Annotated in this window: 5 protein-coding genes; 2 read left to right on the top strand and 3 right to left on the bottom strand. The window is 54.3% G+C overall.

The window, feature by feature from the left end:
• Positions 1-109: 109 nt before the first annotated feature.
• The 3 genes from repC to PUV47_RS18705 form a co-directional block, all read right to left on the bottom strand.
• The gene (gene repC / locus PUV47_RS18715) at positions 110-1,387 is read right to left on the bottom strand and encodes a plasmid replication protein RepC (RefSeq protein WP_274220127.1); all 1,278 of its coding nucleotides are present in this window, start codon (positions 1,385-1,387) and stop codon (positions 110-112) included.
• A gap of 256 nt (positions 1,388-1,643) precedes the next feature.
• The gene (gene repB, locus PUV47_RS18710; protein WP_274220126.1) at positions 1,644-2,744 is read right to left on the bottom strand and encodes a plasmid partitioning protein RepB; all 1,101 of its coding nucleotides are present in this window, start codon (positions 2,742-2,744) and stop codon (positions 1,644-1,646) included.
• On the bottom strand, positions 2,741-4,093 hold the full coding sequence (locus tag PUV47_RS18705; RefSeq protein ID WP_274220125.1) for an AAA family ATPase: 1,353 nt from the start codon (positions 4,091-4,093) through the stop codon (positions 2,741-2,743). Before PUV47_RS18705 ends, repB begins: the two co-directional genes overlap by 4 nt.
• A gap of 549 nt (positions 4,094-4,642) precedes the next feature.
• On the opposite strand from PUV47_RS18705, the gene PUV47_RS18700 reads away from it, so the two are divergent.
• Both PUV47_RS18700 and PUV47_RS18695 read left to right on the top strand, forming a co-directional pair.
• The gene (locus PUV47_RS18700) at positions 4,643-5,203 is read left to right on the top strand and encodes a hypothetical protein (protein ID WP_274220124.1); all 561 of its coding nucleotides are present in this window, start codon (positions 4,643-4,645) and stop codon (positions 5,201-5,203) included.
• On the top strand, positions 5,196-13,769 hold an 8,574-nt coding region (locus tag PUV47_RS18695), incomplete at its 3' end, for a DUF4214 domain-containing protein (protein ID WP_274220123.1). The genes PUV47_RS18700 and PUV47_RS18695, both read left to right, overlap by 8 nt.

The following is a 13,769-nucleotide window of genomic DNA, read 5'->3' as shown; positions in this document are numbered from 1 at the left end:
ACGCAGAACGGCGGATTGCGGCGGGGTAAAAAACCTATCCCATTGTTTTATATGGTCTTTTTGCGGAATGGTGCACGCGTGCACCCCTCGCCGGTTTTGATGCACGCGTTCAAGCGCCGTTTGCCAGGCCAAACAGAGATTTGTGCAAGGCCAGCTCACCATCCATCGCCCGGTCAATACAGGCGCGGAAGTACCCGCCTGGGCTGGAGATCAACTCCGGATCGCGCAGCGCCTTTTCGGCGGTGGTTGCCAACACCGCGGCCGCCACATAGCCCCCTGCCCGCTTTTCAGCTTCAGCCAGTCCGGCTTGAGACAAGCCAATGAGCAGCGCCATCTCCGTGGTGTGAGCCGTCACATCCTGCCAGCGATTGAACTCCACCCCAAGCGTCACCTGAAGTTCTGTTAGCGCCGTTTTGAGAAGTCCAACTGAAATGTTTTGCAGCTTGTCTTCCTGGGAAGGCTCAGAGGGCTTGGCCCAAACCTTGCGGCTAGGCGCTTTTTCAAAAGCCCGTTTGATCCCGGCTTTGTCGGGATCTTCATGATTTGATTGATCGGCGTGAGCCGATCTCCGTTTCATACTAATATTTTCAAGAGATTGAGGGTTTGTATTATTATAAGGGGTGTCGCAAATGTCACCCGCGGGTGGCGTTTCTTCAAAAGAAGAACAGGCATTCGCATCACACTCAGCCTCTTGAGCTGCAAACGCGCCCAGTGCCATTTCATAGAGGCCCTGCATTACGTCTGCTTTTTGAACAATGGGCATGGGCGCATCCTTGGCCTGATTGACCGCGTGCAACACCTCAGAAAAGTCCAAGCCTTCGTTTGCCGCCAGAACGGCCATGTCTTCAATGGAACGCAGCAACCGGTTCACCGTACGGCGGGCGTCTTTTTCCTGCTTTAAGCGCCGCGCAAACGCTTCGCCCAGCTCCTTCAACTCGGCAACACGCTGGCGCGCCGGTGAAAAGTCAAACCCGAAGCCGCGCTCAATCTCCCCCAGCTTGCCCTTGTGAAACTCGCCGCGGTGAACATAGCGCCGCCCTGTTGGGCTGTCGCGATAGGCCATCACACCCGCTTCAACCAGCCGCTTGAGACAGCGCATGACGGTGCGCTTGGAGCGGCACACATATTCAGCGAGCTTCTCATTGGAAATGGCCACAATGGGCTTGCGGTTCGGGCGCCAGTCGTCTGCCACCGTCAAGCCAATGAGAATGTCCAGGATGTGATAGCAAGTGCCGTCGATGCCCAGGGCAGGGGCGGCCTTCTTCAAAGCCATGGCCACTTCGCCCTTGCTGGTTTCAACAATGTCATTGGCCAGCGCCAACTGCTGTGCGCGCATCATGGCAGGGGTCAGCTTGCGGAATGAAGCCACACCCGTTGAATTTTGCATAGCAAAACCCTCCCACGTCCCGTTCGAAGACGCGTTTAAAACGCACGTTTGATGACGTGCTCCACATGTTTCCAGCGGTTCAGAGGGCAGGGCGCAATAAATCGATTCGCCTCCGCGTGAAGGCGATTGATTTTGTCGGCGCATCGAAGTACGGTGAGAGTGCTAGTCGGGTACTTCGGAGTTGCGGCTCTGAATGCCTCTTGAATTCAGGCCTTGCAGATTGCCGTCTGCAGGGCCTAATTTTTTCCAGCCTACCTCATGGCGTGTCCCTTTCGGTCTTACCGGCGTTCGTGTGTTCTTTCTCAAACTCTTTCAAGAGCGCTTCCATCTTGCCACTCAAGAAGCTGGAGAACGCCGCCGCGCGGGCTTCATCCTGCCAAACAATCTTGAAGGTGCGCGTGCCGCGCGCTTCCACCAGCGGCTTGCCGTCCGCTGCCTTCAACACCACGGCCTTGCCAGAGCCAGCCTTCAGGCGTGAGTTTACTTCCTCATTGGGGGAGGGGGATAACTCCCCGTCAGTGACCTCTGTAGAGAGAGCCAGATCGTGCAACCACGCGAACCGATCGGCACTCGCCATGGCCTCCCACTTGCCGGAGGCCTTCAGGCTGGCCACGCTCTTGCGCAAGCGGGCAGGGAGTTTTTCCTCCTCACAAGCCTTGGCGAGCGCTTCCCACTTCACCCGGCCAATGCCCGGCGCAGAGCCAATGGATTCAATAAGATCCACCGGAACCCGGCGGATGATGCTGGTGAGTTTAGACACCCGCGTCTTGTCGCCTGCGCCCACGGCGGCGGCCACCACATCGCGGGTAAACGTCTTGGAAAGCTCGGCGGCAAAGAAGCATTGCTGAATGTAGGTCAGGTTTTTGCGTTCTTCGTTTTCCTTGCCTTGAGCGATAACAAGTTGCTCATCGCTCATCTCTTCCACGACGGCCCGCACGGCAATGTCCAACTGCTGGCAGGCCTTCACCCGGCGGTGGCCATAGGCAATCTGATAGTACCCGGCGCGGTCCGGGTGAGGGCGCACCAGCACCGGCACCTGCTGGCCGTTCTGGCGAATGCTCTCCACCAAGGTGTCCAGCTCCTCGTCCACCAGCTCAAAAGCGCGGTCCAGCGCCAGCGACGGCAGCAGCAGCTTGGCGTCCAGGTTCTTGATTACAAGGCTCGGGTCCACCGGCTCCGTGCGCTGCTCGGTGAGGGAATGAAGCGCGGCCCCCAACCGGCCAACGGCGCTTTTCTCCCGTGGCTTCGGGCGCACGTCTTCCGGCTCCACGGCGGGGCCGGAGCGCGCCATGGCGGCGTTGTTGCCGGTCATGATGGCGCTGAGCTTGCTCTTGTTCTGTTTGCGCTTGTCGTTCATGAGCGTCCCCAATAGGCCTTGAGCAGGTCTTCAATCTCGCCGTTTACCTTGTTCACCGAGTCCAGCGCCCGGTCATAGGTCTTGCCGTTAAAGTTGGTCCGGTCGGCTTCATAAAGGGTCTGCTGCACGTTGCCTGCCTCTGCAATGGCCGAGCTGCGCAACATGGTGTTGGTCAGCACGTTCTGCAGCTGACTGCGCAGCATGGTCACCACATCCGTTTCCGGCCGGCTGGTGTTGTCATGGCGGGTGATGAGATACTGCAGGCTCTTGGGCGCCAGATATTCCGGGCCCAGCTGCTTGGCAACCGTTTCCTCAAAAAACTCGTTATGGGCAATGGAGGTGGCCAGATACTGGGCCATGGACTCGCAGTCGATCCATTGCGGGTGGATGGTCACCAAAAGGTGGTCCGCGGCAAACGAAGCGGCATTGGACAGATACCCAAGGCTGGGCGGCGTGTCACAGATGATGACGTCGTAATCCGGCTCCACATTTTCAAAGGCCAGCTGCAAGCGGGTGAAATACAGCTTGCGCTGCAAACAGTCAGAAAGCGCCGCGTTTTCACGGGCCAGCTCATCCTCCAGCTCGCGCAGGCGGGCGTTGGAAATGCCCTTTTGCTTGCGCTCGTCTTCAATGTCGGCAATGCGGTTGCGAATGCCGGGCTCTTCCTGGCCGGCGAGGGTGGCGTAGTGCGGGGCAAAAAACTCCCACTCGGTCAGGAACGGGCTGCCCACCGCAAGGTCCAGATTGTCAAAATAGGTTTTTTGCACCACCTCCCGCAGCGGCCGCGGGTCCTGATAGCGAATGGCGGCGTAAAGGCTCTCGTCTTCGGCCACCAGCTCTGGCACCACACCCAGCATGGAGGAGGCAGAGCCCTGCGGGTCCAGATCCACCAGCAAGATACGATAGCCTTGCAGGGCCAGATACTGGGCCAGATGCACGGAAGTGCAGGTCTTGGCGGAGCCGCCCTTGAAGTTGGAGCAGGCGAAGATCTGCAGATCATCGCCTTCCCGGCGGCGCGGGTCGTAGTTCAGCGCCTTGGCCGCATCATCTCCCGCCTTTTCCGCAAGATAGCGGCGGATCTGGTTCATCTGCTCCAAAGAGTAGAACCGGCGTTCGCCGCGGCCGATCTTGGCAATCTCAAGGCCCATTTCGTCGGCAGAAAGCGCCAGATAGCGCGGGGTGATACCCAGATAGCTTGCCGCTTCAGACGCCGGAAACTTGCGCAGTATCTTCTGCGCTTTAGGCGGGAACTGAGACTGGGCAAGGGCGGCCAGCGTGCTGGACAACGCCTTGTGGTCTGCCTTCATCTGTGAAAGCATGAGGCCGTGTTCTGATGCGCTGACTGCCATTTCTCAAATGATCCGAATTTTTTGAATAAACAGGAATTCAAGAAATAATCAGCACTTCTGGCTTTGAAGTCAACGGCGCTTTGGTTAACGAAACCTTAACCCGCCGCCCCGCCTCTTAACGAACCGCCTCAGGCAGCAGGGCAGGGGTCTTTAGTCCGTTGATATTTAACGTTTTTTTAACTGGCGCTCGCCCGCTCTTCAACAGCCCATGCACCGAAAAATAACAGGAGATAACGTTTCTCGTGAAGTGAATTTACGGCGGGAATCGGGGAGAGAGCCGACTCTCTTCTCAAAGCGATCGGCAATGGAGATGCGAGGGCTTTGCGTCGGGCCTGGATGCAACCAGTTGGTTTTGGATGCACTCAATTTCAAGTTTGCAGCTCAAACCAATACCTTGTAAAGCTCACGGTGGGTTTGTTTGGGATTGGCTGTCGTCCTCTATTGGTTTAAGCAGCGAAATGAGTATGTAGGGATGCCTGTTGCAATGCAGGCCCAACAACAGCGCTCTAAGGGCAAGATAGCAGGTTTGGGCACGAGGATGCCCCACGAATGTATGGTAAAGTAAGCATGAAAACAAAACGAATAAACCTTCTAAACTACTTTTTTGTTTTCACCGGCGTTCTGTTTGTGTCTCTGTTCTTGGCAGTTGATCTTTTTGGACTCAATGTATTCCATGATTTTATCATGAGTCTTGACTTTGGGTTTCCTGCAATAGAAAAAAATGTCGCGGCACTTCAGGCCTGCGGCTTACCTGAGCACGCATGGAAGTTTAAGTATGCGACGAACTTCTCTTGGTTGATATTCTTTGGCTTACTTCCATTTTTGTTTTTGCTTACATTCTTATATCGATCTTTTCATCACTTCGACAAACTCAACCGTTCATATCCATTTTATCTTGCACTTTTCATGATATTTATTGGATCTTTCATTGTTTGCTGTGGGACTTTTTATTGCGAGAATGGAATGATAACCACGCCAGGGCCAAGAGTTGGATGGATGCATTTTTATTTTTTTTCTCTAATAACTTATATGCTTTTTTTCCTTTCTTCGGTGATGTTTGGTTTGATTGTTTGGAATTTGAAGAAAATAGCGGGCGGCGATAATGAATAATTATTCCTATAGTTACACCAATGGTTATCCTGCAGCCTCAAGCGCCTCTAGTTCATTCGACTACTTTGCCGGGGTCGGCGCTTACATGGCTGGTAAAGAATATGCAATCAACACCTACCTGAATCCCGGGACAGTCGGTAAAACTGCCCTAAAAGTTACGGGACGTGCGGTTACTGTCGTCTCAGAAGCGGGGGAACTCGTAGACGGTTACAACAAGGGTGGCGAAGCGTTTGCCAGAGAAGTCGCTGGGGCAGGCGGCGCTATTGTGGGCGCAGAGCTGGGTGGAAGTGCTGCTGCATGGGTAGTTGGTGCGGGTGCAGTAGCTCTAGGTGCTCCTGTAGCGCTCACTACGGTCGCGGTTGTGGGAGCGGTCGCTATTGGTGCTTACGTTGGTGGACAGTATGGAGAGATATACGTTGAAGCAGGGTTTGACTGGATGGTCGATCCAGATCGGGTGCCTCCGCCGCCGAAAGGCTTCAACCCGTACACTACCGGCTACTATGGTGCCAAGAACTCCCCCAATACGGGCAATAACTACCCCCTGACAGGCCTGGACCACGAAGGCAGGCAAGCTGATGGCCGAACACACACCAAGACCGGTGTGGATAATGTTTCCAATGGTCTCAACTCCCGTGATGCGAAGCCTGTGAATGATCGGATTGCAGACGCTTTTTCTGTCTTGGAAGATGCACGGCGTGCAAATGATCGGGTTTCAGACGCTTTCTCTGTATTGGAAGATGATTTCAACGCCCGCGATGCGAGACTTCCGGGCACTTTAGACAAGCTTGACGATCCTCTCGATCCAGTATGGAACAAGCCGCTTGGCGACATCTCTTGGCCCGACGTTGGGGACACTAAGGATAACTTTTCCAAGACACCCTCAAAAGACACTGGTCGTGACCACGTCAGAACTCCAGTTCCCAAACCTGATCCATCTGATAGAAGCGATCCGGGTCGACACGACCCGCCGGTTCCGACTCCAAAGCCCAACCGAAACAAGAATAAAGACGGGGACAACACTACACCTGACCGCTCAAGACCTGATGATAACGATTCTTACATCGGGACAACTCCTCGCTCCAAGCCCGATATAGGTTCTCGTGAAACCAGCTTTAGGGACAATATGAGCTGTTTTGCCAGCAATACATTGATCCTGCTGGCAGATGGGACTGAAAAACCAATCTCCGAAATTGCCCTTGAAGACAAGGTTATGGCGTTCGACGGCCTTGGGGTGCTTGAGCCGCGCGAGGTAACAGACCTTTTTGTTCATGGTAAGCGCCGCGTTTTGAATGTGGATGGCACGCTGGTGACACCAGAGCACCCATATCTAATGGCAGATGGCAGCTTCCGGCCGATCGGTGAGCTCTCTTCCGGGGATATGGTGGTGCAGGCTGATGGTTCCTTGAAAGCCATTGAACGCATTGCAGAAGAGCCGGGGCTCCACACCGTCTACAACTTTACTGTTGAAGGGTTGCACACCTATGTGGCCGCCGGACTGCGCGTTCACAACATAAAGCCAGTGTTACTGGATCTCAACGGCAATGGTCTGGAAGTGACCGAGCTCACCAAATCTGACGTTTTCATGGATACCGGTGGCGATGGTTTCTTGCACCGCACCGCTTGGGCTGGTGCAGGAGATGGCATCCTGTTTTTTGACCCAGATGGACGGGACGCCATTACAGAAAAGCGTCAATTCATCTTCACCGAATGGGATCCCACGTCAACGAGCGATCTTGAGGCGCTCGCCGCTGTATTCGACAGCAATGGGGACGGGGTCTTGAGCGCGGCGGATGCGCAGTTCGACAAGTTCAAAGTGCTGGTGACCAATGCGGATGGCTCTCATACCTCGAAAACCCTAGCAGACCTTGGTATCAAGTCCATAGGCCTGACAGCGGATGCCAGCCATACGGAACTCGCCGACGGGTCGTCAATCAGCGGGCGCGCTGTCTTTACCCGCACAGACGGAACAACAGGCACATTGGGGGATTTGACGCTGGCCTCGGAGAATCTGGGGCACCGGGTGGAGCAAGAGGAGCGGATTGAGGCCAACGGAACGCGGCTGCTGACGATTACCGCCTATGCACTTGGTGGCGAAATTGCGTATCGCATCTTCTCACAAACCTCTGAAGATGGCTTGTCCAAACTTCTGCGTTATGACGACGACGGCGACGGGGTCATTGATCGCATCCAGACCATCAATACAACCCGTCGGGCTGACGGCAGTCAGGTTGAAACCGAAACCCTGTCCCTGGGCAGCGATGCAGATACCGCAGTGTTGCGACGGACGGTTGTAACCGAGCGCAGCGCCGATGGAAGCACTGTGATTATTGAGCGTGATCTTACAGGCGGTGGCTGGTTTAGCCAACGTGAGGCACGTGAGACGGCAGACGATGGCACCCTGACCATCACGGTAAGCGATCTGACGCAAGATGGCTCGGTGATCCGAAGCCGTTTTGAAACAGTTTCTGCAGATGGGTCTTTGCGCATTGACGCCGCTGACCTTGATGGAGACGGGCATGCTGATGAAACGGTGACCCATCGTGTGACGGTGGCAAATGATCAGTCGCGCACAGAGAGCATGACGACAACCAATCGGGACGGCTCAATACGCGATCATGTCCTGCAGGAGGTGAGTGCTGATGGGCGGCAGAAGACGATCTCTCGTGATCTTGATGGAGACGGTCGAGCAGATGTCCAAGAAGAACTCAGCATAGTAGTGGCAGCTGACGGCAGCTCGACCTCCACGCTCGAGGTGAAGAACGCTGACGGATCCCTGCGCTCCAGCGTGACCACCACACAATCCGCAGATACCTTAAGCAAAACGGCTGAGAGCGATCTTGATGGGGATGGGGACGTGGACCTGCGCGAAACCGAGCAGGTTACCCTCCTTGCAGATGGCACTCGCGAAACGGTAATGCGCTCAGAAAACGGTGATGGCTCTTTGCGCAGCTACGAAAAGCAAGTTCTTGGCGCAGACAAGGTCACCCACGAGCGCTTTGTGGACCTCGACCTGAACGGGAGCCTTGAGGCAAACGAGCTTGTGTCTTCAGTCGTGACCAACTCTACAACTCAGGAGCGAGTTGAGACGGCATGGACACGAAATGCGGATGGATCTGTCCAATCCAAGAGTGTTTCCACGACCTCTAAAGATGGTCTCAAAACCGTTACGAACCGGGACATTGATGGAGATGGGGACATTGATGTGTCCATTACCGATGTTACGGAAGGTGGGGCAGATGGCATTTCAACACGTACGGTGACCGCCCGCAATCAGGATGGTTCGCTTCGGAGCAACGTTGTCACCTCAACAAGTTCTGACGGACTGACAACAACTACCCAGACGGATCGGGATGGGGATGGCCGGTTTGAAAAACGCACCGTCGACCATCTGGTAAAAGACGCGGATGGGGCCACAACCCGTGAGCTGTCCGTTTTCGCAGAAAAGGCAGGCAGCTTGCTGTCTCGAGTTGTGACCGAGGTTTCCGCCGACCGGCGCACCAGTACAGTGACATCTGATGTGGATGGGGACGGGCATGCAGATCTGGTCACAGTGTCCGAAGAGCAGGCAGATGGCACAAAGACTGTCACACAAACCGCAACCACAGCCATCGGGACGGTACTGAGCAAGACCACCACAACCACCAGCGCCAATGGGCTGATGATCTCGACCGCCAGAGACCTTGATGGAGATGGCCAGGACGATCAGGTGGCCGATACCGAAGTGGTGCTGAATGCCGATGGAAGCAAAACAACAAAGTCAGAGGTCAAGAACGGAAATGGCTCTGTGCGCAGCGCTACCGAAGTGACCGTGAGTGACGACGGCCTTGAGGTGACCACCAAAAGCGACGCGGATGGCGACGGTGTTTTTGAACGGGTCATCTCCGACAAGAGCACACTGGACACAGATGGTGGGGTAACCAGAACCGTTGAGAGCCATAGCACAGATGGCTCCCTCTTAAGCCGGAGTCGCACAACGACGTCTGATGATGGTCTTGAAACCACGATCAAACGTGACACCGACGGAGATGGCACTTTTGACCTCGTAGAGAGCACGCGAAAAGAGCTACGCGCCGATGGTTCAATTGTAACCTCCACCGAACTTCGGGATGCAGAAGGGGCCTTGCGCGAGAAAACCACGCAAACCCTGAGCGCAAATGAAAGGCGCACCGTAACCCATTCAGATTTGAACGGGGATGGCCGAACAGATCTCAGCATCACAGAGGTTGTTGGGGAGGATGGCGCCACCAAGAGAACGGTCCAGTCTCTCAACACGGCTGGCATAACACTCAGCCAGAACCGGACAGAAGTGAGCGCTGATGAGCTTTCCTCGGTTTCGTACAGCGATCGGGATGGCAACGGTGTATTTGAGACAAGTTCTGAAACCACGCGCCATTTAAATTCAGATGGCTCACAAACCACCATTGAGGTGCAAACGGGCAGAAACGGCTCTTTGAGCAAGAAGACCATCACCACCGTAAGTGACAATGGACTCTATGAAACGCGCAGAGCCGACTTGGACGGTGATGGCAAGATTGATCAGCAGGAAACCCTGAACAAAACCATCGCGTCTGATGGCAGCGTTACAACCACATCAATGGTATCCTCTGGAAGCGGCAAGCTGATCTCCAAAGCCATCGATACCGTCAACGGATCAGGAACTACCAGCACACGGCAATTTGATGCAGATGGCAATGGCAAAAACGACCATGTAGCCACCACGAAGGTCCGCGCTGATGGTTCTACAATTCAGACTTCTGCCTATTATGATGAGGCGGGACAGCTTCTGTCCAAGACCACATCAACAGAACACGGCAATGGCCTTGCTTTCAAAGTTGAGCATGACCTCAATGGCGACGGCAAGACAGACCGGACCGTGCTCAACGAGACCACGCTTGGCACAGATGGCAGCAAGGTCAAAACCATCACCCACAAAGCAGGTAATAATAGCTTACTGGCCCAGGAAGAATACCGCAGCTCCGATAATGGTCTGACAACGCGAGCATCTCTTGATCTTGACGGAGATGGAAAGTTTGAAAGTGTCACCCTCAAGACCACAGCTTTCTCCAATGACGGTGCAACAGTAGAAACTTGGACCACATCCGGCTCCGGAGGAAAGGCGTCAGCAACTCAAACAACCAGTGGCGATGGCCTGGTCGTTACAAGCGCGGTTGATCTTGACGGCGATGGGAAAGTTGACCGCGAGTCTCTTGTCAAAACGGGCACTTCTGGCGGGGCGACGGAAACCTTGAGGGAAATGTCCGAAGGAGTCCTGAGGCAGGAAACCACTACCACTACCAGCGCAGACGGGCGTGAGCAAGTCACTCGCATTGACATGGATGGTGATGGTCAGGCTGACCTTGAGCTTCGCTCAGTAACCGATCTCAACGGTACGGAAACGACCACTTACAAAGACCTTTCTGCACACGGAGAAGCGAAGGCCATCATTACGCTGGCCCGCACCGCGAATGGAACCAAAGAAACCGAACATCTGGACGTGGATGGAGATGGTTCCGTTGATATCTTCCGCACCACAAGCGTTTCCTATGACGACGCTGGTCAAGAAGTCAGTGTTTTTGAAGAACGCACCACCACAGGTGAGCTGGTTTTAAAAAGTACGACAACCACTTCGGTCAATGGATACACGTCGACCACCCAAACGGATAGCAATGGGGACGGCGAGATTGATAGCATCACGAAGATTGATCGTTCCTTCAATGAGGATGGCAGCGCCACAACAACCACAGCGCGCTTTGATGACTTAGGTGAGTTGACATCGCGCTTTGTCGACACCGTGAGCGGTGACGAACGCAAGCTAGAAGAAGTCTTTGACTTCGACGGAGACGGTCGCGCTGATCTGGTTCGTGTCACTGAAATGGCGGCCGACGGTCAGCGTATTGTAACAGAGACCGCGCGAGGTGGAGGAAGCAGCGTCACTACAACTTCCGCAGACGGCCTTGTAACAACTGTCGAACGAGGAGGCCTTACGGAAACACTGACACGCTCAGTAACGGGCAATGGCAGTTACTCATGGGATAATGGTGTGAGCGGTTCGCTTACACAACCTCGCATCACGGTTGAGCACAAGGTTAACGCTCAGGGTATTGAGACCTGGGAGATGACTAGCGTGAGGGACGGGTCGTCTTCTCATTTCATTCAGCAATTTGATGAAGCCGGGCGTGCACGCCTTCTCGCGGAAGCGGCGAAACTATATGACAGCGTTTTTGACCGTGACATGGAGCGTGTAGAAGTCGAAACCTTGGTGCAATATACGACGTCGGGAGAACTTAACTTGGTGGAGCTCGCCAGGGATTTGCTGTCGTCGACAGAGTTTTCTGTACGTTATGGTACCTTGACCGATGCGGGCTTTGTGGCGCGCGCATACCAAAATGCGTTTGGACGTGAGCCAACACTCGCAGAACTCCAAGAACATCTCAATGAACTCTCGGAGAAACCCAACAGCCGAGCAAACCTTGTCGCCGAGCTTTCTCAGTCTGCAGAACATCGCGCGGTTGGCAACAGCCACGGCCATACCAACAATCATGATGTCTCTGTCATGCCAATTGTCAAAGAAGACGATTTGCGTATGTCTTTCGGGGCTCATGGTTTTGATCTCACAACAAACACGGCAGAAGTCGTTGTCGGCAGTGAAGGTAACGATGTATTGGCAGCTGGCGACAATACGGCTGTGTTCGGAGGCAAAGGGGATGATGTTCTTACAGCCGGCACCAAAGATGACACGCTTGTCGGCGGCCAGGGGAAAGACACCCTCAAAGGCGGAAAAGGCGATGATACATATGTCTACAGCCGCGGCGATGGCCACGATATCATCACGGACAGTGGTAGTTCCGCCGATGGCGGTGATACACTGCGTTTCGGCAAGGGTATTCGGATTGAAGATCTGAACATCACCCTTCAGGGAACTGACCTGAAAATCGGTTTCTTTCTGGAAAACGGTGTAGATGCATCACAAGCAGCAGAACTTGGCCTTCCAGCTCTGGATGGGTCAATTACAATCAAAGGATGGAACACCGCGAGCAATCCCATCCAGATTATCGGTAGCCATTGGATAGGCAATCTAGATGCTTTCCAAGGAGGGAACACCGGGGGCAATCGCATCGAACGTATCGCTTTTGAAGATGGTGACAGCTTTTGGATAGGCCATCTAAATGCTTTCCAAGGAGGGAACAACGATGCGCGTTTCCAAAACCTTGGCGATGGCGATGATACCTTCACCGGCACCAGAGGTGCGGATCTGCTCATTGGTGCGGAAGGCAACGACACTCTCAACGGGGGCGATTGGCATGACACTCTGGTCGGCGGTGAGGGCAATGACACACTCAATGGCGGCAATCACAATGATCGGTTGGTGGGTGGTATCGGCGACGACACGTTGAATGGCGGTACCGGCGATGACATCTACACCTATTCTCGCGGTGATGGCCACGACACGATAAGCGACGGCGGCGGTAGCGAGGATCAAATTTATTTGTCAGATCTTTCGCTTGATGACGTCAGCCTGCGCAGAGTGGGCAACGACCTTCTCATCTACATTCTGGATTCAGATAATCCGAAGACGCCACTCGAGGAGCTTGAAGGATCAATCCGTATCAAGAACTGGCATGCGGCTGCAAACCGCATCGACAAGCTACAGTTTGAGGATGGCCAGAACATCGATCTTGGGACCTTCGACAGCGTAATCCGCGCGGAGGATGTCGGCAGCATACACGTAAAAGATGTTGTGGCAGAAGCCCATAATGGCGTTTGGATTTGGGGCAAAAATCCGCGGTCATTGATCGACATAGCCGCTGACCGAGAGCCAAACAGCACGTGGACAGAAGAGACCCTACGGGGACATACGGCGGAAGGCCAACTTCGGAAGTTCAGCGGTGAAATCTACCTTGAGGCCGACAAACAGTATACATTCCGGGAGGTCGTTGACGACTACTCTTTGCTAATGATCAACGAAGATGAGGTTCTGAATAGCAAAGTCTGGAATGATGCGTCGACTGGCACTTATAGTGTCAGCCATAGTGGCTATGTCAGTTTTGCGTTCTATGCTTGGAACAACCGTCATGGCGGCAATTATTCTCTAACTTATTCCGATGATGGCGGAACTTCCTACAAGAGTTTTCAATTCGCCCAGTCTACTTCTGAAGTAACGGAAAACTTGGCTCTTCAAGGAACTGCACAGGCTGATTGGATGACCGGAAGTGCATCTGATGACGCACTTTGGGGTCTTAATGGGAATGATCTGATCTCTGGAGCGCAGGGCGATGATGTTCTAAAGGCTGGTGCCGGGGACGACACCTTGATTGGCGGCGAAGGTGATGACCGCCTTGAAGGTGGCGCAGGCAATGACACCTACATCTACCGGCTGGGAGATGGCCATGATCACGTTGTTGATACCTCAGGCTCTCTCGACAAGTTGGTGTTCGAGGAGGGCATCACACTAGCTGACGTCGCAGCTGAACAGAGTGGTGACGATCTTATCCTCAGGATCGCTGTCGGCACGCCGAAAGAAGGCTCTGTACGCATCGCAAACTACTTTAGTGCTACCCCTGCAATA

Origin of the sequence: Pseudovibrio exalbescens (assembly GCF_028737195.1) — a bacterium.
Lineage (GTDB): Bacteria > Pseudomonadota > Alphaproteobacteria > Rhizobiales > Stappiaceae > Pseudovibrio > Pseudovibrio zosterae.
Note: the sequence above shows the minus strand (reverse complement) of the source record. Positions and strands in the feature narration are given on the sequence as shown.

Coding starts and splice junctions, on each gene's coding strand:
- PUV47_RS18705 (WP_274220125.1), bottom strand. CDS start 4,093: ATGGCAGTCAGCGCATCAGAACACGGCCTCATGCTTTCACAGATGAAG.
- repC (WP_274220127.1), bottom strand. CDS start 1,387: ATGCAAAATTCAACGGGTGTGGCTTCATTCCGCAAGCTGACCCCTGCC.
- repB (WP_274220126.1), bottom strand. CDS start 2,744: ATGAACGACAAGCGCAAACAGAACAAGAGCAAGCTCAGCGCCATCATG.
- PUV47_RS18700 (WP_274220124.1), top strand. CDS start 4,643: ATGTATGGTAAAGTAAGCATGAAAACAAAACGAATAAACCTTCTAAAC.